The sequence below is a fragment of the Idiomarina sp. PL1-037 genome (genome assembly GCF_034422975.1).
In the GTDB taxonomy this organism is placed as follows: domain Bacteria; phylum Pseudomonadota; class Gammaproteobacteria; order Enterobacterales; family Alteromonadaceae; genus Idiomarina.
The window spans coordinates 166,096-188,800 of the sequence record NZ_CP139873.1 but is presented as its reverse complement, the minus strand read 5'-3'; the positions used below and the strand labels follow the sequence as shown (position 1 = coordinate 188,800).

Below are 22,705 nucleotides of genomic sequence, written 5' to 3'. Positions count from 1 at the left end.
TCAAGGTCTTGGCTCGGTGAAAATCATTGGTTTTAAAAAGCTCGGATGCGAGCTGACATGCACCGGTGTGCGATAGGTTCTTTCCAGAATGTCTTCCCGGAAAACACTCTCGGGTCTGTCGACATGCTGAATACAGTTATTGCCTAAAACAATGACTTGGTCGGCATACAAAGAGGCCAGGTTTAAATCGTGCATAACCGACAGAACCAGGTTGCCTTTTTGGCTGAATGACTTAATTTCATGCAACACCGCATGTTGATGATAAACATCCAGTGCTGAGGTCGGTTCATCCAGCAGCAACAATTGTTCGCCCGGCAAGTCTTTATCTAGCTGACATAAACACCGGGCTAAATGTGCCCGCTGTTGTTCACCACCAGACAAGGTTTCAATGCCTCGCTCACCCATTTGGGCTAAATCAAAGCGGCTTAACCATCGGGTTGCGCGTTGTTCCGCATCGGCATCAGACTCCTGTGACCAATATCGCCCCATGGCCACCAGTTCCTTAACCGATAACCCTTCAGGCGCGGCCTGGTGTTGCTCCATAACCGCTCTTATCGGTGCCAGTTTCAAAGCATCCCAGGAGTTCAGTTCTCTTCCATTTAAGTAAATAGAACCATTATAAGTAAGTTCCCCCGCCAACATGTTTAAAAAGGTGGATTTACCCGCGCCGTTTTCACCCACAATCGCAACAAATTGGTGGGCTTCTAAACTCAGGTTCAGTGACGTTAACACTTGCTGCCGGCCAATAGATAGATTCGACACATCGATATCAAGCATAAAACCTCCGTCGTTGCTTTATAAGCAAATAAATAAAAAATGGCGCGCCGATAGCCGCCGTAATAATGCCAATAGGTAATTCCGCCGGAGCAACCAGTGTTTTTGCCAACCAGTCGGTAAGCACTAAAATGGCCGCGCCAAACAACATGGATACTGGCATTAACCAGCGCACATTAGCGCCAACCAGCATTCGCGCTATGTGGGGAATAATCAGTCCGATAAAGCCAATCATGCCGGTTAAGGCAACAGCTCCGCCAACGCCAAGCGCAACGAAGAAAATTATCCGACGCTTTAGAGCACCGACATTAACGCCCAGGTAACGCGCTTGTCGTTCTCCTAAAAGCAGTGTGTTAATTGCCCGGCGCTGAATAAAGAGTGCAACGCAGCTAACGCCCATAAACAAAAAGCCAAGTGGTAATTGTTGCCAGTCCGCTCCGGCCAGAGACCCCATCTGCCAGAAACTCATAAGCCTCAGAGCGTCATCGTTAGCGTAGTAGCTGAGTAACCCAAGAATGGAACCGGCCAGCGCATTAATGGCAACACCTGCCAGCAGTAAGGTGGCGACATGAACTCCTGAACGGCCGCCTGCCAAATGGTAAACCACAAAAGTGGTCAGCAACGCACCGATAAAAGCCGCGGCGGAAACCCAAAGCTGTCCCTGCAACCCATAGTTGGGTCCGAGTGCAATCACCGCCAGTGCAAATACTGCTGCGCCGCCGGAAATACCAATGAGCCCGGGGTCAGCCAGGGGGTTACGACACAAGGTTTGCATTGCAGTACCACTTTGCGCCAACACCGCGCCCACCATTAGCCCTAAAACCAACCGGGGTAACCGAATATCAATTAAAACCGTCTTTTGAATATCGGTAGCTTCAGACAATACTCCCGGTAACCAGATAAAGGGCAACCGCCAGTCCGACATCACCGGCCCGCTGGAAAGCAACAGAATGCTGCTAACGGCAATACCCATAACACCGGCAAGTAACCAATAGCGACGTTCAAGCGGCATGGTCTTACTCCCTGCCCGACGCTATTTCATTGGCAAACTCAGCAACCACTTGTTGAGCTTCTGCAATTCGGATTGTCATACCAAGCGCCAGCAAAGAGTCCATAACCAAAACCCGGCAAGTCTTCCCAGCTTCCAGTAGCTTAAGTGCCTGCGCCTGACAAAACGCTTCTTTACTGCCGTGGCTTTTAACCACATGCTCGGGAGCAACTAAAAAGTCCGGCTGTTCTGCCAGTAAATATTCAGTAGAAACGGTCTTAAATCCGGCGTGAGAAAACACACTGTTAATATCGGAGTAACTGAAAAGCAAATCCGGTACCGTATCTTTCCCGGCTGCCACCACGCCTCGCTCTGACGCCTGCAAAACAAACAGAGCCGTTAAAGGTTCTTTGCGCGAGCTAGTCGTCGTCAAATCTGACTTTATACCGGCAATAACCTGCTTTCCTTCGGCTTGCGCGCCAAAGCGATCCGCCATGTTTTCGATTAGCTCGTACAGCTCCTGAAGCGACGTCGGCTTATCAAATACAACCACAGAAACTCCGGCCCGCTCAATTTGCTGCAACACTTTATCGCTACCACCACCTTCCAGAACCCACAAATGCTCAGGCTCAAAGCTCAAAACGCCTTCAGCCGATAAATTACGGTAGTAACCAACTTTCGGTAACCTGTTGACAGCCGCAGGTGAGGTACTGGAAGTATCTACGCCAATCAGACTGTCGTCTTTATTCAGCGCAAACACGATGTCGGTTAAGGTTCCGCCTGCGGTTATTAACTGGTTAACCTCCTTATCCAGCGTATCCTCAGCCTGTCCGAACCACGAAAATAACAATAGAAAAGCGGCGCCGGTATGAACCAGAAACTGTCGTCCTGTCATCACAATAAAACTCCTGAATTAGGTTTTCTTTTTTGTCCTAAATCAAAAATAGTAACTTTCACTTGCAAATGCAAATCATTTTCGTTTAGATCTTATTGATTTTTTCATACGACGTGTTAGTCAGGATTGGAGATGAAAAGTGAATAACGGACATGAGGCAACTGGTGGCTTTGCAAAAAGCTTATTGGCGACAGCAATATTCGCTACCTTACAAACCACTGTTTACGCAGCTGATTTAGCAAAACCCACGCTGGAAACCGATGAAATACTGGTAGTAACTGGGTCACGCAGTAAAGAAAAACTGGAAGAAGTTGCCGGTGCGGTCAGTGTGGTGACAGCCGAAGAAATTGATATTCAGGTTAGCAACAGTCTGTCGGATATTTTCCGGTATGACCCCAGCATCAGTTCAACCGGCAGCCAGGGTCAGGCACAAACCCTCTCAATACGTGGCATTGGCGGTAACCGGGTAGTTTATATTAAAGACGGTCGACGCTTAAACGATGCCTATGCCGGCGGTGGCGGATATCTGGTTGGCCGGGGCTATCTGGACGTCTCACAATTGAGTCAAGTTGAGGTAGCCAAAGCCGCTGCATCGCCACTCTACGGCTCCGACGGGTTGGGTGGGGTTATTGTTCTGACGACGCCTGACCCTGACGATATGCTCCAGGGTGAATCAAACGCACTTTCCCTGCAGGCAGGTTTTGATAGCATTGCAGACGAACGCAGTTTAGGTGTGCAGGCGGCAAAACAGTTTTCCGGATCACAGGCATCCATTCAGCTCACCGCCCGCAAAGGAAACGAAACCCAGAACTATGAGGAATCGTTACCGGAATTTGATTACGACAGTGTTGGTGTGCTGGCTAAGTGGGCTATCGCGCTTAAGAATAACAATGAGGTTAAGTTTACTCTGGACCACTACCAGCAAAACAATGAGCAGTTGCAGGAGCCGCCTGAGCAAACCGAAGATGAAGACAAACAAACCGCCTTTTCCATCGACTATATCAATAATAACAGCAACTGGCTGACCGATACCCAACACTGGCAGCTGTATTTGAGTCACTACGAGCAAAACAGTGACCAAATAGTCCAAGGTGCGGACCAGGGCGGTCCTTATATCGACAACAACGATTATGGCTTTGAACAACGTATTATTGGTGCCCGCTGGCAGAGCGAAACCTTGTTGTCCGGCAACCAAGTGGAACAAGACCTGGTATTTGGATTCGATGTTGACTACTACGACACGGAACGACCACGCTTTAAAACTCGCACAGCAGCAGACGGCACCTTACTGCAGGACAACGAACCGCAAAAAGCTTTTCCTGGTGCTGAAACCTGGTTAGCCGGGCTCTTCCTGCAGGACAACATCCAGCTGAAAAATATGCCTCTTAAATTCATTGCAGGTGTTCGTATCGACCATTACCGCATGACGCCTCAAGACAATGCACTCTACGATATGTCGCTATTAAGTGATATACGTGAAACGGCTCTGTCACCTAAACTGGCGGCTATATACACTTTCTCAAATGATATTCGCGGATACCTTCAATACGCCGAAGGCTTTAAAATTCCACCTCATGATCAGGCCTACCAGAACCATGGTATCGAACCTTTTTATGCCATATTGCCTAATCCCGACTTAGATCCTGAGAGCAGCCGCTCGCTGGAAACCGGCCTGAAATTTGCGGATAACAACACTCGCTGGAATCTGTCCGCCTTTTACAGCAAGTTTGACGACTTTATCGATACTCAGGTTGTCGGAACCAGCCCCACCTATATTCCCGGCGTTGATCGCGTCGAGTATCAGTATGTTAATAAGGACGAAGTGACGATAAAAGGCGTTGAAGCCTCAGTGACTCACTGGCTGAATGACAACATTCAATTGGCCTCGTCAGTTGCCTACACAACCGGTAAGGATGAAACTACGAATGACTATCTGACCACTTTGTCACCGCTTTCCGGTAATGCCTCAGTCGGTTACCACGGCAACGACTGGTATATACGCGGCGTTGTTAGCGCGGTAGACAGCATGAGTCGAGTTCCAACCGATGAATCTATTCAAACACCGGGCTACGCAACCGTTGATGTACTGGCAGGTATCACACTGACAAACTGGCAAGTTAACCTTGCTGCGCGTAACTTAACAGATAAGTATTATGTGCCTTACCAGAGTGTGGCAGGCCTTCAGAGCGAAGCCTCGACGGAGCAGTACAGTCAGCCCGGACGTTCGTTTGGGGTGCAGGTGAAATACACTTTTTAGTCTAAAACAGCCAAAAAAAAGCCCCCAAATACTGGGGGCATAAAAACTTAACCAGGGAGTATTGCCAAACAATGTTAAGTTGTGGTGCATGTTAAAGACTTAATATGACAGTTTTTAGACGACTTTATTCAATTTTGATGAAATCTGCCGTTTAAATAAAACCATCACAAGAATCAAATACACCAGTTGCGCACTTAAAGTCTCCCAGCTGGCGTAAATACCCAGCCAGTCAAAGGTGACATCCACTGGAAACGCCGTATGACTAAACCAGGCAGCTTCCTGCAGGGCGCTAATGCCTTTGCCCAGCAAAATAAAGACCAGCGCCAGAATGATGTACGTTGTGAACTTGAAAAACGTATTCATTGGCAGTTTGACTGAGTATTTAATGACAGCCCAGGCCACCAGCGCCAGAACCACCAGGCCAAAGACAAAACCGTAGGCGACACTGCTGCCATTGTCCTGCGCCTGCAATAACAAAGACTGATAGAACAAGACGGTTTCAAACACTTCTCGATACACGGCTAAAAAGGCAAGACCGGCAAAGCCCCATAAAGCGCCCTGCTTTAGCTGAGTCTGAACTTTTTCCTGAATAAAGCGTTGCCACTGTTGTGACTGGGTTTTGCTGTGCATCCAGTAACCCACATAGAACAGTATAACGGCGGCCAGCAACGCCGCCCCACCTTCAATAATCTCACGGCTGGCACCACTAATGCTGATAAAGTATTCCGCCACCAGCCAGGTGCCAACACCCGCAATCAGCGCCGTGATCCATCCCGCGTGCACATAACGCAGGCCGTCTTTGCGTCCGGAACGCGCCAGTACTGTGCCAATTGCCAGCACAATGAGTAAGGCTTCAAGCCCTTCGCGTAACAGAATAACGACGCTTGCCGCAAACAATGCAGACTCTGAAAGCTGATCTTCCGACAGTGTATTCGCCGCGACGTCCAGTTCCCGTTGCAACTGCGCTGTCATTTGCTCTACCTGCTGCAGCTTGCCGGGTTTGCTGATAACCCCACGCAACGCCATCATGTCACGCTCTATGGTTCGCATTAGCTCCGGAGCTTTGGCATTAAGGGAGTTTTCAGCTAACTCGAAACCATCGAGATACGCCGAAATAGCCAACCGCTTAGCTTCGCTGTAATTGTCTTGTTGGTACGCCTTTAAAGCCTGACCAAGGGTTGTCTGGGCAATTGCAATAGGACTGTTTACTGAGCTTTCAGAAAAGTAATTACGGGCGTGAGTACGAGAGTAATCAATAGCGTTAGACGAAATACCGCGCTGCAATAAGGTATTTGGGCTGTAATTAATGAGTTCGTTCAACGCGACTTTTTGCTCAGAGTCAGCACTGTCATTAAACGCCAGACTGCCCACGTAAAAGGTTAACGCCCACCGCTCTTCTTCGCTTAAATGGCTAAAAGACGCCATTGCCGTGCCGTCGATGCCATCGGACACCGCGTCAAACAACCCAAGTAATGAGCGGTTATTGGCGCGTTCACGATCGGTAAAGTTGGTAGGCGCAGGCTCCAGTCCGGCTGCACCGGGACCACCTCCCTGGCCACTTGCACCATGACAGGCAGCACAATTTTGTTGAAATAGCTGTTTCACCTGCGCTTCACTTGCCAATTTCGATGGCAGACTTAATTTTGGCAGAGCCGACAACAGGGTGTCTCTTAGCTCACTGGTTAGCGTAACCACCGCTTCCGGATCGGCTTTATCATTAATCAGCTGCTTGAGCTTATCCACCAGCTGACGCACTTCGGCTTGCACCGCCTGCGGCGCCTGTTCAGTTTTTTCACCAATGAGGCCGGCGAACTCGTTCATTTCACTGTATTCATCGGGGTTAATGACTTCACCATTGGCTACCGCTTCGGAATAATCTACGCCAACGTATTCCGCCAGCTGCAATAACTGACGCATATCAGAACTTTGAGTATCCGCTGAAGAACTGGCCAAAGCCTGACCGGAGAAAAGTAATGTGCCTATTAAGGCAATAGGGAAAAAGAATCGGGAAAACACGAGTACTCCTCAAGGCTCATGTCATAATCAGACTTCAAATTATACAGGAGCCTTGAGGGGGATTAAATGATAACTATTGTCGTTTATCTATAATGTCTCTTAACCTGAGCTGAATCAATACGCTGGCATTAAGAACACTTCACGCACACAATTACGCGAATTGGCATTTATTGAGTACAACACCGCGTCAGCAACGTCTTCAGGGTCTAGTTTGTCCGGCTTAGGTTCGTCGAAAAACGGCGTATTAACCATACCCGGGGCTATGGTTGTACAACGGCCGTTCCACTCTTTCATTTCTTCGGCCAGGTTCTGGGCAAAGCCATGAACGAACCACTTAGTCGCACCATAAACCGAACCTTTTAGTGTAATTCGCCCGGCGGCAGAGCCTGTCATCAAAAAGTGGCCGGTAGTTTTACGCAAGTGCGGCAAGGTCAGTTTAGCCGTGTACAGAAGACCATTGATGTTCACATCCACCATAGACTTCCATTCATCCGGGTCGCCCTCTTCGGTTCCTGCGCTCGAAACCCCGGTTCCGGCGTTAGCAAATACCGCATCCAGCTGACCAAATTTATCAACGCCCTGCTTTACAGCCTCGGCTAACTCGTCATAATTTCCGGCATCGGCAGCCACGCCAATGGCATTATCCGCACCAAACTCCTTAACCAGCGCATCCAGTTTTTCTTTCCGACGCGCCGTTAATATCAGTTTTAAACCCTCTTTCGCCGCTTTTCGGGCAGTAGCTTCACCAATACCGCTTGAGGCACCTGTTATCAATAATACTTTGGACATACTTCCTCCTTAAGTTCGTATTTCTACCTCTATTGTACTCTTCTGCTTCGCTTAGCGATCAACGACCCACCAACGAAACCATGGAGAACAAAAAAGGGGCGCTTAATACTAAGCGCCCCTTTTCATTAACCAGCTAATTCAGTATTAAGCTAAATCAAAACGGTCTGCGTTCATGACTTTAGTCCAGGCTTTCACAAAGTCTTTTACAAACTTCTCCTGGTTGTCGTCTTGAGCGTACAACTCTGAATACGAACGTAGAATAGAGTTTGAACCGAAGACTAAGTCAATGCGGCTTGCTGTCCACTTCAGCTCGTCAGTTTTGCGATCGCGAACTTCGTAATGGTCATCCGCTTTCTTCCAGACATTGTTCATGTCGGTCAGATTAACGAAAAAGTCGTTGGTTAACGTACCGGCCCGGTCAGTGAATACACCGTGCTCAGACTCACCGTAGTTCGCACCTAAAGCACGCATACCACCGACAAGAACCGTCATTTCTGGTGCCGTTAAGCCCATCAAATGGGTGCGATCGAGCATCAGCTCTTCCGCCGGTACCGCGTAATCTTTTTTCAGATAGTTACGGTAACCGTCATGCAATGGCTCTAAAGGCTCAAAGCTTTCTACATCGGTCTGTTCGTCGGTTGCATCACCACGGCCCGGCGCGAATGGAGCCGTTACGTTATAACCAGCATCTTTTGCAGCTTTCTCAACGGCTGCCGTACCGCCAAGTACAATCAAGTCGGCCAAGCTGACTTTTTTATCCAGCGTCGACTGCAGTTCTTCTAGTACACGAAGGACTTTGTGCAGCTTTTCCGGTTCGTTACCGTGCCAGTCTTTTTGCGGCGCTAAGCGAATGCGAGCGCCATTTGCGCCGCCACGGAAATCCGAACACCGGAAGGTACGTGCGCTATCCCATGCGGAAGAAATCAGCTCGTAAGAGGTTAACTCTGTGTTTAATAATTTCTCTTTCAAGTCAGCAATTTCTTGCTCGCTTAGGGTGTAATCCACTTTCGGAATCGGGTCCTGCCAAATCAGGTCTTCTTCCGGCACGTCCGGGCCTAAATAACGGTCTTTTGGACCCAAGTCGCGGTGCGTCAGTTTGAACCAGGCGCGGGCGAATACATCGGCAAAATACTCAGGGTCGTTATAAAACTTCTCCGCAATTTTGCGATAGTCCGGATCCATTTTCATTGCCATATCAGCGTCTGTCATAATGGGGTTATGACGAATGGACGGATCTTCGACGTCAACTGGCTTGTCTTCCTCTTTAATATCGATAGGCTCCCACTGCCACGCACCGGCCGGGCTTTTCTTCAGTTCCCACTCGTAGTTAAACAGCAGGTAGAAGTAACCGTTGTCCCACTGAGTTGGGTTGGTCGTCCAAGCGCCTTCAATACCACTGCTCATGGTGTCGCGACCAACGCCTTTGCCGCCGCTGTTGCGCCAGCCCATGCCCTGCTCTTCCACATCTGCCGCTTCCGGCTCAGGACCTAAGTTCTCTTCTTTACCATTACCGTGACACTTACCCACAGTATGGCCACCTGCGGTTAACGCACAGGTTTCTTCGTCGTTCATTGCCATACGTTTAAAGGTTTCGCGTACGTCTTTTGCGGAACGAAGCGGGTCAGGCTGACCGTCAACGCCTTCAGGGTTCACGTAAATTAAGCCCATTTGCACTGCGGCCAGTGGGTTCTCCAGTGAATCACGCTTTTCATCTGAACTGTAACGGTTTTTCGTTTCCGCCAGCCATTCTTTCTCGCTACCCCAGTAAGTGTCTTCTTCAGGGTGCCAGATGTCCTCACGACCACCGGCAAAACCAAAGGTTTTAAGACCCATGGACTCATAAGCCATAGTACCGGCCAAAATGAACAAGTCAGCCCAAGACAATTTGTTGCCGTATTTTTTCTTAATTGGCCACAATAGCCGACGCGCTTTGTCTAAGCTTACGTTGTCCGGCCAACTGTTTAACGGCGCGAAGCGTTGGTTACCTGTACCGCCGCCGCCACGGCCATCAGCTAATCGGTAAGAACCCGCCGAGTGCCAGGCCATACGAATCATTAAACCACCATAATGGCCCCAGTCTGCTGGCCACCACTCCTGGCTGTCGGTCATAAAGTTTTTCAGATCTTGCTTTAACTCTTCTAAGTCAATTTTTTTGAACTCTTCCGCGTAGTTAAATTCTTCATCCATTGGGTTGGCTTTGGTGTCGTGCTGACGCAGAATTTCCAGCTTCAACGAGTTTGGCCACCAATGGGTGTTTGTTTTCTTCTCAGAGGTCATGCTGCCGTGCATGATAGGGCATTTACCGCCACCACTTGATTTAGTCATTTAGCTTTCCTTATTTTCTGTGCTCAAATCGATTACTTGTTATGTAAGTTATAGCAACACACAGTGACATACTCAAAGGCAAGATTTCGTTTGCTTTGATAGGTTTTATAGATACAGCTCAAATAAGAGGGTGGATCGGAATGCCGCTAACACTCAACGTCTCACTTTTTTGAATGTTTGCCAGCGACCATAGGTAGCCAAGCGCCATAGCCACTCGAAAGGCCCATAGTTAAAGTACTGCAGCCACCACTGACTTAATGTTAACTGACAGAGCCAAAAAGCGAGAGCCAGTAACATCATTTCAAACCTCCCCAGCTCGCCATATAAGCCAAATCCGTAGCCATAGAATAACGTGGTGAAACACAAGGATTGCAGTAAATAATTTGTCAAAGCCATACGGCCAGCCGGAGCCATATTCTTCAAAATACAATTCTGCTTTTTATTACGACAAAACATTAAAGCAATAAAAGCCATATAAGCTACGCACAACCCTAAAGACGAAATTTGCATTAACGAATAAAGCAAAGCCGCATTAACTGTCAGCAAAATCATTTCAGTAGCCGGTAAGGCACTTGCGTATAGCGCAGCGGAAATTCCCGGTATTCCTCCCCAAATGAGGAGCTTGTTATAAACTTTAGTTTGGGACTCGGAGCTTGTAAAAACCCCACTCCGACTAAGAGCTGCGCCCAGAAGGAATAGCCCCAGAAAGGTCGAAATTGTAAAGACAATCTCACTGCTAAAAATTAAAGCAAATTCCTCAATACGTGCTTCAGTTACTTTTTCATAAACGCCAGTGGCATATGCCTCGCTGGCAAAACTTGCCACCTCAGATAAAGAGCTTTGCATTTCGTTAACATCTATCTGATATTGCTGTATTTCTTCTGACGATTGGCTCGAAGAGTGAATTGAAACTGCAGATAACCATAAAAGCGCAACGGGCAAAGCGATAAAAAATAATCCCCACTTCCACAGCCTGCTCGCAGAGGTTCTGACAAAAAACAATAGAAACAGTCCGGCTATAGAATAGATGAATAAAATATCCCCCGCCCAGACAAAAACAGCATGGGCTACACCAATAAGACCAAGCACTATGATACGCCGGAAGAACAACCACTTCGGTAAATTGCTTTTTTGCTTCGCTCTGTCATAAAAAATGACAAAACCAATACCGAATAATAAGGAAAACATGGTGTAGAATTTTCCTTCGGCAAAAACAAAAAGGCTCCAGGCTATCGCGTAATCAATGCCACTTTCGTTACCTTCAACGCCTAATGAAATCGTTGTTAGAGGGCTTTGAAAAAACGCCATGTTCATCAACAAGATACCCAGCAAAGAGAAGCCTCTGAGAATGTCGAGTAACTCAATGCGCTGACTGGAATTTATAGAACACGCTGTCATATTTCTCTGGTCGGTTACCGTCATCAAAAACTAGCTTACTCGAAATCTCTGAGGTAGCATACCCCCATGCAATGTACTCTATGTTCCTCAATATCCCAGCCTTTTTGTGCAGATAAAAAGCGTCAGTATTTTCGCTGCACGGAGTGCGACCTTATTTTCGCAGACCCTGACACCCTGCTGTCTCAAGCCGAAGAGAAGCTCATTTACGACTATCATGAAAATGGCCCAAACGATCTTGGCTACCGTGCGTTTTTAAACCACCTGACAACCCCTTTACTGGAGAAACTGTCTCCGGGTATGGAAGGTCTTGATTTTGGTTCCGGCCCCGGTCCAACATTGAATTTGATGCTTGAAAAACAGGGAATGAAGATGTCTGTTTATGACATCTATTACGCGCCGGATACCGGTCAGCTGAGTTGTCAGTACGACTTTGTCACCTGCACCGAAGTCGCAGAACACTTTCGGGAGCCCGATAAGAGCTGGGCGCAGTTAATTGGCCTGATCAAACCCGGCGGCTGGCTGGGAGTAATGACCTGCATGTTCACAAAAGAAACGGCTGACGACTTTAACCTGTGGAGCTACAAAGGAGACCCCACCCATATCAGCTTTTACACACCAGAAACCATACAGTGGATAGCCCGGCATTTCCGATTAGAACTTGAAATAGTCAATGATCGTGTCATTTTGTTTAGGAAAAACAAAGTCGCTCTTTGAATCTAATGCACTATCTTATAAAAAGGACGGCACGGAGGACGATGATGAAATACGAATGTGTACACGGTGATATTAACCAACAAACTGAAATAGAAGCCATTGTTAACGCTGCGAACGCCAAACTGCAAACGGGTGGTGGTGTCGCCGGAGCCATTCACAGAGCAGCTGGCCCGGAACTTGAGAAAGCGACACGCTCGCTAGCGCCGATTAAACCAGGGGAAGCCGTAATAACTGAGGCCTTCGATCTGCCCAATAAGTACGTTATCCATTGCTTAGGCCCGGTATACGGCTCGGATGAACCCAGCGATAAGTTGCTGGCAGACTGCTATAAAAATGCTCTGGAGTTAACCGAAAAGCACAAAATCGAGTCTATTGCTTTTCCGGCCATATCAACTGGCGCTTTTGGTTACCCTTTCGAAGAAGCAACAGATTTAGCAATAAAAACCGTAAAAGCGCATGTTGAAAAGCTCAGCCATCTCAAGTTGATACGTTTTGTTTTATTCAGTGACAGTAACTTTGCCTATTATCAACAAGCGCTTAATAATTGATTCCTGGATGATTATTTAAAGATAACACCTGCCTCTCTGAGCTCTTCTCTGGCTTTCTCAGCGTCGGCTCTATCGATAAAGCGGGTGCCCTCTTCCACTAAAATGGTTTCATAGTCATTTTTTGCAGCGTCTACCGCCGTAGCTTTTACACAAACTTCCAGAGCCAGGCCGACAACCCATACGCGTTTGATATTCAGATGCACAAGCTCCGAAACCAGCCCTGTTTTATCGAACGCAGAATATTGATCAATATCGAAGCGAGCCCCTTTAGAAATTAAACGGGCGTTCTCGGGCACAATAAGATCAGGGTGAAACTCAGCGCCCTTAGTATCCTGCACACAATGCTCGGGCCATGGCCCGCCGCGCTCGTCAAAACTCACATGATGGCGCGGATGCCAGTCTCTTGAAACAAAGACCGGAATGCCCGCCTCCTGAGCCTGAGCGCTCAGTGCATTAATAACGGGCACAACCTCGTCGCCTTCATCCAGCGCCAGCTTGCCGCCCGGACAAAAATCGTTTTGTACATCCACAATGATCAGTGCATCGTTTTGTTCAAAAGTCGCTTTCATGAATATCCTCCGCTTAAAACCTGGGCTAACCCTCTTGTTTAAGGTGTTCGGTTATTTCTTTCTGGTAGCTCGCTAGCTTATCGCTTATCTCGACCGGATAAGATTTCTCCTTGCTGCTTATTGAGGAGACATACTCAGGTAATTTATTTAACTGTTGCTGCGCGTACTGTCGAATTTCTTCAATGTCGCGCTGGTGAGAAGGCAACCTTTTGCCGCTTTGCATCACTTTTGTCAGCAATGGTTCTCCGGGTAACTGCTCTTCTGCACGAGCAATAATGTCGCGGCGGAAGTTGTCTCCAGCCTCGCGAAAAACTTGCTTTTCGCCGGGCAGGACAGGCTTGCCACTGGAAAGCTTCAAACGCCCCTTACCCGCGTATTCAACCAGTTTGTAGGCCATATCAAGTGCCGCTGCGTCGTCGGAGACACCCATGCCGGTGCCGACACCAAAACCATCAATTGGTGCTTTGTCAGCTATTAGCTGAGCAATTTTATGTTCATCCAGTCCGCCGCTGGCAATAATTTCTAAATGGTTAAGATTATGTTCGTCCAGCAGCTTTCTGGCTTTAACAGCAAGCTCACCCAAATCACCGGAGTCCAGCCGAATGCCTTTTACTTTAAAGTCATCGCCCAGCTCATTGGCCAACTGAATAACTTTTTCTACGCCTTTTAAGGTATCGATGGTATCTATCAGTAAGATCGTTTCTGGAAATACTTTGGTGAAGTTTTTTAATGCCTGATATTCGGATTCATGAGCCTGAATATAGCTGTGCGCCATGGTACCGGCTACGGGTAAACCATAAGTTCGCGCAGCCAGCATATTTGAGGTGGCTGCAATACCACTTAAATACAGTGCCCGGCTGCCTTTTTTGCCGGCATCGATGCCATGTACCCTGCGTGCACCAAAGTCCAGAACCGGCCGCTGCTCTGCCGCGTGGGCAACTCGTGCTCCCTTTGATGCCAATAACGTTTGCAGGTGTATCTGATTCATTACCAGAGTTTCAATAAGCTGCGCCTGTGGCAGCGGCGCTTTAATCTCGACAATGGGTTCGTTTTCAAAGAATACCGTACCCTCAGGAAGCGCTCTGACCTGCCCGGTAAACTCAAAATCGCGAAGATAATCGATAAGCTGTTGAGAAAAGTTTTGCTCTTTTAGGTAGCGCAAATCGTCATCGCTGAACGACAGGTTTTCTATGGTTTCAAGCAGGGGATCTAAGCCCGCAGCCAGAAGAAACTTTCGCTCATTCGGAAGTCGCCGGACAAACAACGTAAAAACCGCGTCCTCTTGCATGCCTTCCTGTAAATACGCATCGAGCATTGTGAGCTGATACAAATCTGTGAATAGTCCAAGGTCTTGCCGCTCAGTACCTGTCATAGCTTTCCTCTATTTAGAGTCTTTGCACTAAGTCTAGACAATGCACTCGCTTTTATGTAGCCAGAAAGCAGCAACTTCAGGCAGTAAGAAAAAAGCCGCCCGACAGCTTTAACTACCGGACGGCTTTGTCAGTAAGTATGTAAGAAGTAACTACTTACTTAATGGTTTTCAGAATATTCTCTAAGGGCACCAGTTTAAGGTTCTGACCCGCTTCCGGCATGCGGTTACGTCCGTCCTGAACAATAAAAGCGCCTTGCTCAAACCCTTTACCCAGAGACTGAGTTGTTACGTCAATGCCATCGGTTTCTGATGCGCCATCAATAGCTAATTCAGTATTGGTGCGAATACGGAAGTGCGAGAGCAACGACCAGGGTGCCTGCCCTTCAAAGACAATGTAACTGTCGTTGCCCTGACTGGAAACAAACAACAAGTCTCTGCTATCAACTTGGGCAAAGCTAACGCCTTCAATGTCGTCAACCAGCTCTTCATGTTGGTCAACATTAATAATGGCTTCACCGGAGGTTGAACCATCCTCTGCAGCATCAAATAACCATACTGCAACGTCCTCTTCACCAACGAATAAACGTTGCGTTTTATCATCGACAACACAACCTTCTGGCTGAGAAGGAACGCTCAATTCTCTTACTTTTTCCATCTTGCCGTCGTTGCTTATAACAAACTGCTGAATAACACCCGATTTGCCGTTTACATAAACAGAGGCCTGTTCTGTCGCTTCGTTATAACCCATGCAAAGACCGTAAATTTCTTCAATGTCAGTGAGGGTATTAGTGCCAACCGAAAGCCCTCCGTCTGCGCTAATATCAAACAATTGCAGGCTGTTATTGTCACGCAAAGAAGCAACTGCCCAGGAGCCCCGAACATCGACATTATTGAGGCGGCCTACAGGGAGTTCCTGAACAATGTTACCGGACATGTCATAAACATAGAGACCTGTGCGCTTATCCGTACCCAAAATGCGGCTTTTCTCAGGTGTTTCCGGGTGTACCCAAACGGCGGGATCATCAATCGCATCGCCACGTAACGGTGAGGGTTCAGTCTGCAGAGTTGCCTCAACCTGAGACACTGGCTTTTTAACCGGACGCTGCTTTGACTCCAGAGTATCAATGGTCAGCTTGCTCATTACCGTCATGTCTTCTTCTGTCAGCAATAGCTCGCCATTTCCTAAATCAGACACATCCGTTAATGCTTCAGCGCCATCAATCGCAAAAGCTTTATCAAACTTAAAACCCTGCTCATTCTGGCGATACACCAACAACCGCGGCGGCTCTTCTTCCAGCACCAGCAAACTGCCATCATCTAGCAACTCCAGCGCTTTCACTTCGCCTTCAATAACCCCAAAAGGCTTGGCTGCTGCAATTAAGTCGCGCCCCTGATCCACTTCCGGCTCTGCGTTATACGCCCACACAGCCTGATCCGCTTCGGCAACGTACAGCTTTTGTTCCGCGTTCGATACAACACAAGCCGTACTGTCAAAAGGTACGTTCATATTGCGGACAACCAGCGGTTCTTTTAGCCACTTTTCGTCCTGCTTTAACAACCGCTGTTCTGCACCGCCACGACCGCCAAGCAGAAATACAGACAGTTGCTGGTTTTCGTTACTCTCGTAAAAGCAGATATCCTCTACCACGCGGCTGGTAATTTCGCCCTTCCACACCGGCTGTACATCTTTGCCGCTAGCACGCCAGAGAAACAGCTCCTGAGTGTTACCTTCCATTGCTCCAACTAAAGTTTCACCATTACTTAACGGCATAGTCCGCAGGTGGAAAAAATCGCCTTCGGCAACGCGTTTATCACCCAGGCTTAGTCCATCAGCAGTAACTTTCAGGTAGTCATTATTCAGTGCGACTTTATGGCGAAGATTCGTTTCTGTCGCTGACGTACCGCAAGCGACAAGTAGCATCAAACTTGATGCTACTGCGCTTAAAATCATTTTATTTCTCATAGTTATCCTTTAAATACCGTTATTTCGTATTACCAGTTAATTAGCTGCACACCCAGAGTAAAGCTGCGGCCATAGCTTTCGTACTGCGCGTTATAGCTCTTCTGGCCGGTGTAAACATAGTAAGGTTCGTCGGTAATGTTGTTGGCAGCAAAGCTAAGGCTGACATGGTCGTTAATTAGCCATTTTGCGGAGAAGTCCAGAGTCAAATTGTCGTCTTCATAAATGTCGTAACGACTGTCTTCAACGTCACCAAGCTCAGCCAGATACTTTGACTTATAGTTAGCAGCCAAGCGTAAGCTGACATCATAAACTTCGTAGCCAAGCGCAAAGTTTGCGGTGGTATCAGACTGACTCGGCAGCGAAATGTCGCGCGACACAAGCTGACCATCATCAGTCCAGTCAACGGTTGCTTCCGAGTCGGTGAAAGTCAGGTTGGTATTGATTAGGAAGTTATCCAGCCAGTTATCAAAACCAGACACCTGGTGCACAAAGTTAATTTCCAAACCGTACACGTAAGCGTCATCACCGTTGATGTAAGTTACGGCTTCATCAAAGTTTTCGTAACCCGGGCGCCCGGCAACATCGGCCTCATAGACAAAGTTTTCAATGTCTTTGTAAAAGGCCATGGCGGAAATAACGCCCAGAGTGTCGTCGTAATGCTCAATACCGAAATCGAGGTTCTGCGTGGTTAATGGTTCAAGTTCCGGGTTACCAAATTCAGCCTTCAGGTCGCCGTCGTCATTTTCCAGATAGTAGCTGGATCTGACCTGTTCAAAGTTTGGTCTGACAAGACCAGTGCTGTAGGCCGCACGAATAATAGTGTCCTTACTCAGGTCGTAGCGAGTCACCACACTAGGAAGCCAGTTTGCGTCGCTGAATTTATCCGAGACCGGTGTAAAGGTTTCCAACTCGTCGTCATAACGGTTGCCGCGCCCGGTGCGTTCCTCATGTTCATAACGTGCGCCAGCAATAACCTGCCACTTGCCAAAGCCCATGTCGGCCATCAGGTAACCGGCACTGATGTCTTCATCAATTTCGTAAGAGGCGATTCTCGATTCAACTTCATCCCGGAAATTTTGTAACTCGAAGGTATTAACCATATCCCAGAGTTTGTCGGCGGAAGCGCCGGGGCCAAACCGATCCAGGCCATACTCAACATTTGACGAGGTTTCGTAGTCAGCAAGCGTTAGCCCGGTAACACCAAGGTCAGCAAAGTCTTCCATAATAAAGATGTTTTCTTCTGCTGACTTTTCACGCTGGCTTAACTTAATACCGCCTTTAAAGGTGACCTGATAGCTGGGTTGTAACCAGTCATAAGCCACATCCAGCTTAACGTTCTTTTCTGTTTCTTCGGTGTAGGCGTCACTTACTTCCACTTCATCAATTTCATATTCTGACCCCTGATAAGCTCTGTCCGGGGCAATTAACCCTAAACGTTTGACGCCGGAGTAGCCCAGCCCGTCATCGAATTCCTGTGTGAATTTGGCTCCACCAATAGCAAAAGGCTGATCTTCGCTGGCTTTGCTGGTACCTGCCTCCAAAGTGACATGCCAGTCATCAAATTTCTGTTTAGTACCCAGCACAATCGCTGTAATTTCCTGGGTTTCTTTACGGTCTTTAAGCTCACGGACAATTTCACCGCCGGCACTAGCTTCTGCGCCAATTGGATCAGAAAATTCAGTCACAATACCCTGACGAATTTCAGTATCCGCAAACTCACTGTACAGCGAGCGTAGGTAGAACTCAGAATCATCAGAAGGACGATAATCGAGGTTTAAGGCTAACCCCGTTCGCTCACGGGTAACCGAATAGGCACGTTGCTCAAATTCTTCCAGTCCCGGCTCATCCAAGTCCCAGTTACCGCCCGTTTCAACGTTGTCGGTAGTAAATGAGCGATCCTGATAGCTACCCGCAAAGGCGATACCAAAACTGTCCGCTTTATCACCGACATCAAAGGTGTTGCTGACAACACCGGAAACTTTCGGGTTCGTTTCGCTGGCCTGCTCGTTATAACCAATATCGGTAGTAAAAGAGTAGAACGAGCCTTCGCGATCAAAGGCTGTCATGCTTTTCAGTTCAATATTCCCACCAAGGCTACCTGCAGAAATATCAGGGGTCAGCGTTTTGTTAACCACAACCGATTCCAACAAATCCGCCGGAATAACATCTAACGCTACAGCTCTGGTGCCCGCTTCAGGAGCGGCCAGGGAGGTACCGTTGTACGAAACCGAGTTCAAATCAGGTGCTAAGCCACGAATCCGAATAAAGCGTCCTTCACCCTGGTCTCGTTCTACAGATAGACCCGGAATTCGTTGTAATGCGTCACTAACGCTATCGTCCTTCAGATTACCCATGTCGTCTTTTTTCAATACATTGATAATACCGCCAGACTCGCGCTGCTCTTGCACAGCACGTTTAATTGAGTCGCTATAGCCAATAGTCAGTACTTCTTCAATTCGCTTTTCTTCGGCTGTTTTATCCGTACTCTCGTCCTGTGTTTCCTGAGCCATAAGCGGCGATGTTGCACCACATGAAACGGCAATAAGCCAAGCTAAGTATGTCTTCTTCATAATCATTCAAACCCTGTCGTTTTTTGATTGATGCGACATACCTTAAAAGCAAAAAGTGACAATATGAGGATGCATATCACTCACTTATGAGCTCTTTTGATGCGGGTCAGTTAAGCTCAGAAAGCGAAATCGGCGTCACCAAACTGTCACAACCGGAGGTTAGAGTGTCTTTGTTCTAAAACCGAGATATGCGGAGACTTCAATGCAATTGTTTAATTTACGCTATATCAGCAACTGGCGAGTTCTGCTCATTGCCGTAGTGGTTCTGGTTTGTTTGCTGCTTAGCAGTCAACTGGGTGTAGTTAAACCTTATGAAATCATTGATCCGCTGGACATTCTTGGCGAGGGTTCAACCCTGTTCCTGACCATTTTAATTGTCATATTTACGGTTACTGACCGGCCACGGGGAAACGTAACCAACCTCTTTTACAGCGGTGGTCTATTGCTTATTTTTTCCATGACGCTGGACGTACTAGATGAATTTTTTCGCTATCCGGATGCCCTGCGGTTATTAAGCTGGCTGGAGTCCTTTCCGCTTCCGGTGGGGCTGATTATCATTAGTTTTGCCGCAGCTGAATGGCGGCGTGAAAACAAAATGCTGTCGCGACAACTTATGGTACGCGAAAAAAACCTGCGGTCTCACCAGTGGGTCGACCCTTTAACCTCGCTATACACCACCCCTTATTTTATCAAGCTGGTTGAGCGGGAAATAGCGTTACAAAACAGTACTGATGCAGAGTCGACTGTACTGGTTAGCGTTAATTTCAAGAACTTCGCCCAGTATAATCATGAAATGGGTACAAAAGCCGGAGACGAACTCCTGCATCAGGCCAGCGAGTTAATGGTGTTACTGCTAAGGCCTCAGGACTGTCTGTGCCGGGAACACAGTGACCATTTCTTAATACTGCTTCCGCAAACTCGCTTATCTCAGGCCGACAGGTTAATGAAGGTTATAGCTCAGAATCTAAACTCCGAACTTGAGTTACCCAATTACATGAGTGTGGAAGTGCATACTCACCGCGTTGAAGAACTCTCAGCTGTTGATGCAATTACTGCATTACACACGCAAGTTGAGGAGATGACTCACTATGCGCCCCTGGCCAACTAGCGACCAGCGCCGTTTGCTTGGTAAGCCCTTTATTCGGGCTCTGCTGCCAATTGCCGAGAGGCGCGGCATTTCCTCTTCGGAGCTTTTCAGGGGCACCTCATTATCTGAACAGAAACTGCAAATAAACAACTTTCGGCTTACCGACCATGAAATGCTGTTGTTACTGACGTCTGCCGAAGAAAAAATTAACGACCCGCACTTATGGCAATTGGTTGTAGAAACACTGTTCAGTGACAGACTAAACCCACTGATTGACCTGACCGTTCATGCTCAAACCCTAAAGCAGGCGCTTATTCATTTGTCGCGCTTTCAAAGCTTGATACAACCCTTTTTATTTGCCCCCACCCAGCGCTTTGAAAATTACTTACAACTAGACTTTATTCCGGTTGAAGGGCTGTCAGGGAAAATGAATCAACTCTGCTATTCTGCCAACTGTAAAATTGGTGTAGCAATACTTCTAATGCTGGGCAGAGCGCGTGGCTTAGCCGTTAACCAGTGGCACGTTGCTCTACCTGAGGATATTTCGCCCTTACCCACCTGGAAAAAATGGGTAAAAGAGGTGAGCTCACGCCCTATTTGCGGACTCTCTATTCCGGCGGAACAGCTTCAGGAACATTCGCCTGAGCGCAACTTAGCCCAATATCATCAGGCTCTTAGCTTTTGCCAAATGCAGCATCAGACACAGGCTCAAGCCTCTGTCATGCTAAGCGTTTTTAAGTGGCTGGATTATCAGCTTAAAACGGACCATGACGCCTCGCTAACCGAGCTGGCAGCTGAAATTGGAATTAGCCTTTCCTCATGCAAACGGCTACTGGCTGGTCACGGCTACAGCTTTCAGCAAATATATGACCTGGTGCGGCTACACAAACTGCTGAACCTGCTCCAAAAACACCCCTACAGCAACGTCGAACTTGCGCAGAAGCTGGGCTACAGTAACCCCAACAACTTTCGACGCGCCTGCAAACGCTGGCTGGGCATTGTGCCCGACGAACTTCGTCAACAACACGCCACTTTATCCCTATCTAAGCCTACTTTGTGAGAACACCTGAGCGGTGAAAGCGTAAAGTTTAATAAATTTAAAAGCCCCCGTACTTGCTAACTAAGCTTCGGCGTGTAAAATGCGCGTCCCGCTAATCACACCTGGGCCCACAGTCGTGACTTTCTCGTCACCCGTCGTTGGCATCAGAAATGTTTTGCTGTCGTTTCATATATGCTGGACAAAGAGATTTATACATGAAAAGAGCGTGTTCCCGTATCGCTTATGCCTTGGGCGAATTTTTTTTATTAACCTTTTTTGCACTTCTTCCTTTTATTGCGGTTTACCTCGACGCCATAGTTATTGGCAATAACCTCAACGAATTTTCGGTAACCGAAATTTCTCAGGAAACCCTGCTATTACTCACTGCCATCATTTTTTGGTACGGTACTTGGCAACATCCTGATAGTCGTGGATTTTTCGCGCTCGCAGGCGGACTTTTCACCTGTGCACTGATACGTGAATCCGATTCCTTCCTGGACGCCATATGGCACGGTTTCTGGGTTTGGCCTGCTACCATATTGAGCCTATCCACAGTTTTTTATGTCGTCATTTATTGCCAAAAATCAGTAATAAAACCGGCTTCTGAATTTATTGGAACAAAGCCTTACTTATTTATAGTCATCGGTTTAGTGACTCTGCTTGTTCTCAGCCGCACGTTAGGCAGTGGAAATTTACTCTGGAATGAAATTCTTGAGGAAGCCTACACCCAAAAGTTCAAGTCAATTTTGCAGGAAGGCCTGGAATTATTTGGTTATGTAATTATTGCTTATGGATCCGTTCTTTTATTTTTCAAACGCTACAACCCATAAGCAATAAGGTTTAAGCCGGCAACTTACTTCGGGGTACCGAACAGAATCTTGTCGGCTTGACCAGCTAACGCAATAATCATAGTCACAGCCCAGCTTCCAAGTATCCACCAAAAAGTTGGCCAGGACATCCACGCCAGGTCTAAAAACAGCAAGTCGAAAATCCAGACAATAAATGCCGCGAATAAAATCGACGGCAGAAAGACAACAAAAAGAACGCAAAGGGCTAGAGGTATCGTGCCCAGAGTTTTCATCCAGTTTAATAAAGAGGACATAATGGTTTCAGTTTAGTGAGAATGGACTGAAGCTACCTTGAGTTGATAGAGATATCAACTCACTCCGTGTTTTTAGATTTTTTATTTCACCATTTCGCCTGTTATTCGCCAAAATTACGAAATCTTTACGCCTCTTCAATGTTCCGTTCTAGAGAATTTACACCCACCCGCAATACATTGCCATTGTCTCAGTCATCAACAGAGGAAATTGACATGACTTGGTTATTGCTACTCATTGGCGTATCGCTATTGGCATATCTTGCCGTAGCGATGTTTGCCCCTGAAAAGTTTTAAGGGGG

The 22,705-nt window shown here is 47.5% G+C and carries 19 protein-coding genes; 7 read left to right on the top strand and 12 right to left on the bottom strand.

Features of this window, described 5'->3' with window-relative positions:
* Genes U0358_RS00825 through U0358_RS00815 form a run of 3 tightly spaced genes read right to left on the bottom strand, consistent with a single transcriptional unit; the run spans window position 1 to window position 2,657 of the window.
* On the bottom strand, window positions 1-777 hold the full coding sequence (locus U0358_RS00825) for an ATP-binding cassette domain-containing protein (protein WP_322406688.1): 777 nt from the start codon (window positions 775-777) through the stop codon (window positions 1-3).
* Window positions 770-1,786: a FecCD family ABC transporter permease gene (locus U0358_RS00820; protein WP_317498081.1), complete on the bottom strand. Its 1,017-nt coding sequence runs from the start codon at window positions 1,784-1,786 to the stop codon at window positions 770-772. Before U0358_RS00820 ends, U0358_RS00825 begins: the two co-directional genes overlap by 8 nt.
* A 4-nt stretch (window positions 1,787-1,790) precedes the next feature.
* Window positions 1,791-2,657, bottom strand: a complete 867-nt coding sequence (locus tag U0358_RS00815; protein WP_322407440.1) for a heme/hemin ABC transporter substrate-binding protein — start codon at window positions 2,655-2,657, stop codon at window positions 1,791-1,793.
* 139 nt (window positions 2,658-2,796) lie between these two features.
* On the opposite strand from U0358_RS00815, the gene U0358_RS00810 reads away from it, so the two are divergent.
* Entirely contained in the window at window positions 2,797-4,914 is a 2,118-nt protein-coding gene (locus tag U0358_RS00810) for a TonB-dependent hemoglobin/transferrin/lactoferrin family receptor (RefSeq protein ID WP_322406687.1), read from the top strand.
* 114 nt (window positions 4,915-5,028) lie between these two features.
* Here U0358_RS00810 and U0358_RS00805 read toward each other — a convergent pair whose 3' ends face one another.
* The 4 genes from U0358_RS00805 to U0358_RS00790 form a co-directional block, all read right to left on the bottom strand.
* Complete coding sequence (locus U0358_RS00805) at window positions 5,029-6,930, bottom strand: cytochrome c/FTR1 family iron permease (protein ID WP_322406686.1); 1,902 nt, start codon at window positions 6,928-6,930, stop codon at window positions 5,029-5,031.
* A gap of 114 nt (window positions 6,931-7,044) precedes the next feature.
* Window positions 7,045-7,719, bottom strand: coding sequence for an SDR family oxidoreductase (locus U0358_RS00800; RefSeq protein WP_322406685.1), 675 nt, complete (start codon window positions 7,717-7,719; stop codon window positions 7,045-7,047).
* A 144-nt stretch (window positions 7,720-7,863) separates the two neighbouring features.
* On the bottom strand, window positions 7,864-10,044 hold the full coding sequence (katG, locus tag U0358_RS00795) for a catalase/peroxidase HPI (RefSeq protein WP_322406684.1): 2,181 nt from the start codon (window positions 10,042-10,044) through the stop codon (window positions 7,864-7,866).
* Window positions 10,045-10,197: 153 nt separating this feature from the next.
* The gene (locus U0358_RS00790) at window positions 10,198-11,358 is read right to left on the bottom strand and encodes a DUF418 domain-containing protein (RefSeq protein WP_322407439.1); all 1,161 of its coding nucleotides are present in this window, start codon (window positions 11,356-11,358) and stop codon (window positions 10,198-10,200) included.
* 150 nt (window positions 11,359-11,508) lie between these two features.
* On the opposite strand from U0358_RS00790, the gene U0358_RS00785 reads away from it, so the two are divergent.
* Together U0358_RS00785 and U0358_RS00780 are read left to right on the top strand one after the other, a co-directional pair.
* Window positions 11,509-12,156, top strand: a complete 648-nt coding sequence (locus U0358_RS00785; RefSeq protein WP_322406683.1) for a class I SAM-dependent methyltransferase — start codon at window positions 11,509-11,511, stop codon at window positions 12,154-12,156.
* Between the two features lie 41 nt (window positions 12,157-12,197).
* Window positions 12,198-12,704, top strand: coding sequence for a macro domain-containing protein (locus tag U0358_RS00780; RefSeq protein ID WP_322406682.1), 507 nt, complete (start codon window positions 12,198-12,200; stop codon window positions 12,702-12,704).
* Between the two features lie 11 nt (window positions 12,705-12,715).
* Here U0358_RS00780 and U0358_RS00775 read toward each other — a convergent pair whose 3' ends face one another.
* The 4 genes from U0358_RS00775 to U0358_RS00760 all read right to left on the bottom strand — a co-directional run bounded on the left by U0358_RS00775 (window position 12,716) and on the right by U0358_RS00760 (window position 19,178).
* Window positions 12,716-13,273: a nicotinamidase gene (locus tag U0358_RS00775; protein WP_322406681.1), complete on the bottom strand. Its 558-nt coding sequence runs from the start codon at window positions 13,271-13,273 to the stop codon at window positions 12,716-12,718.
* A gap of 25 nt (window positions 13,274-13,298) precedes the next feature.
* A complete protein-coding gene (locus tag U0358_RS00770) occupies window positions 13,299-14,645 on the bottom strand; it encodes a nicotinate phosphoribosyltransferase (RefSeq protein ID WP_322406680.1) in 1,347 nt (448 codons plus the stop codon).
* 154 nt (window positions 14,646-14,799) lie between these two features.
* The gene (locus U0358_RS00765) at window positions 14,800-16,608 is read right to left on the bottom strand and encodes a phytase (RefSeq protein WP_322406679.1); all 1,809 of its coding nucleotides are present in this window, start codon (window positions 16,606-16,608) and stop codon (window positions 14,800-14,802) included.
* 29 nt (window positions 16,609-16,637) lie between these two features.
* Complete coding sequence (locus tag U0358_RS00760; RefSeq protein ID WP_322406678.1) at window positions 16,638-19,178, bottom strand: TonB-dependent receptor; 2,541 nt, start codon at window positions 19,176-19,178, stop codon at window positions 16,638-16,640.
* 202 nt (window positions 19,179-19,380) lie between these two features.
* Here U0358_RS00760 and U0358_RS00755 point away from each other — a divergent pair, with 202 nt between their 5' ends.
* The 3 genes from U0358_RS00755 to U0358_RS00745 all read left to right on the top strand — a co-directional run bounded on the left by U0358_RS00755 (window position 19,381) and on the right by U0358_RS00745 (window position 22,134).
* Window positions 19,381-20,286, top strand: a complete 906-nt coding sequence (locus tag U0358_RS00755; protein ID WP_322406677.1) for a GGDEF domain-containing protein — start codon at window positions 19,381-19,383, stop codon at window positions 20,284-20,286.
* Window positions 20,267-21,325: a helix-turn-helix transcriptional regulator gene (locus U0358_RS00750; RefSeq protein ID WP_322406676.1), complete on the top strand. Its 1,059-nt coding sequence runs from the start codon at window positions 20,267-20,269 to the stop codon at window positions 21,323-21,325. The genes U0358_RS00755 and U0358_RS00750 overlap by 20 nt, the downstream gene beginning before the upstream one ends.
* Before the next feature lie 194 nt (window positions 21,326-21,519).
* Window positions 21,520-22,134 (top strand): hypothetical protein, encoded by a 615-nt coding sequence (locus tag U0358_RS00745; RefSeq protein WP_322406675.1) that lies wholly within the window; start codon window positions 21,520-21,522, stop codon window positions 22,132-22,134.
* 23 nt (window positions 22,135-22,157) lie between these two features.
* Here U0358_RS00745 and U0358_RS00740 read toward each other — a convergent pair whose 3' ends face one another.
* Window positions 22,158-22,406, bottom strand: coding sequence for a hypothetical protein (locus U0358_RS00740; protein ID WP_322406674.1), 249 nt, complete (start codon window positions 22,404-22,406; stop codon window positions 22,158-22,160).
* A gap of 138 nt (window positions 22,407-22,544) precedes the next feature.
* On the opposite strand from U0358_RS00740, the gene U0358_RS13185 reads away from it, so the two are divergent.
* Entirely contained in the window at window positions 22,545-22,700 is a 156-nt protein-coding gene (locus tag U0358_RS13185) for a potassium-transporting ATPase subunit F (protein ID WP_411161935.1), read from the top strand.
* Window positions 22,701-22,705 lie beyond the last annotated feature (5 nt).

Bases quoted from the DNA above. Each gene is read 5' to 3' on its own strand.
- U0358_RS00770 (WP_322406680.1), bottom strand. From the start codon at position 14,645: ATGACAGGTACTGAGCGGCAAGACCTTGGACTATTCACAGATTTGTAT.
- U0358_RS00775 (WP_322406681.1), bottom strand. From the start codon at position 13,273: ATGAAAGCGACTTTTGAACAAAACGATGCACTGATCATTGTGGATGTA.
- U0358_RS00760 (WP_322406678.1), bottom strand. From the start codon at position 19,178: ATGAAGAAGACATACTTAGCTTGGCTTATTGCCGTTTCATGTGGTGCA.
- U0358_RS00785 (WP_322406683.1), top strand. From the start codon at position 11,509: ATGCAATGTACTCTATGTTCCTCAATATCCCAGCCTTTTTGTGCAGAT.
- U0358_RS00780 (WP_322406682.1), top strand. From the start codon at position 12,198: ATGATGAAATACGAATGTGTACACGGTGATATTAACCAACAAACTGAA.
- U0358_RS00820 (WP_317498081.1), bottom strand. From the start codon at position 1,786: ATGCCGCTTGAACGTCGCTATTGGTTACTTGCCGGTGTTATGGGTATT.
- U0358_RS00755 (WP_322406677.1), top strand. From the start codon at position 19,381: ATGCAATTGTTTAATTTACGCTATATCAGCAACTGGCGAGTTCTGCTC.
- U0358_RS00765 (WP_322406679.1), bottom strand. From the start codon at position 16,608: ATGAGAAATAAAATGATTTTAAGCGCAGTAGCATCAAGTTTGATGCTA.
- U0358_RS13185 (WP_411161935.1), top strand. From the start codon at position 22,545: ATGTTCCGTTCTAGAGAATTTACACCCACCCGCAATACATTGCCATTG.
- katG (WP_322406684.1), bottom strand. From the start codon at position 10,044: ATGACTAAATCAAGTGGTGGCGGTAAATGCCCTATCATGCACGGCAGC.
- U0358_RS00745 (WP_322406675.1), top strand. From the start codon at position 21,520: ATGAAAAGAGCGTGTTCCCGTATCGCTTATGCCTTGGGCGAATTTTTT.
- U0358_RS00800 (WP_322406685.1), bottom strand. From the start codon at position 7,719: ATGTCCAAAGTATTATTGATAACAGGTGCCTCAAGCGGTATTGGTGAA.
- U0358_RS00750 (WP_322406676.1), top strand. From the start codon at position 20,267: ATGCGCCCCTGGCCAACTAGCGACCAGCGCCGTTTGCTTGGTAAGCCC.
- U0358_RS00825 (WP_322406688.1), bottom strand. From the start codon at position 777: ATGCTTGATATCGATGTGTCGAATCTATCTATTGGCCGGCAGCAAGTG.
- U0358_RS00815 (WP_322407440.1), bottom strand. From the start codon at position 2,657: ATGACAGGACGACAGTTTCTGGTTCATACCGGCGCCGCTTTTCTATTG.
- U0358_RS00740 (WP_322406674.1), bottom strand. From the start codon at position 22,406: ATGTCCTCTTTATTAAACTGGATGAAAACTCTGGGCACGATACCTCTA.
- U0358_RS00790 (WP_322407439.1), bottom strand. From the start codon at position 11,358: ATGAACATGGCGTTTTTTCAAAGCCCTCTAACAACGATTTCATTAGGC.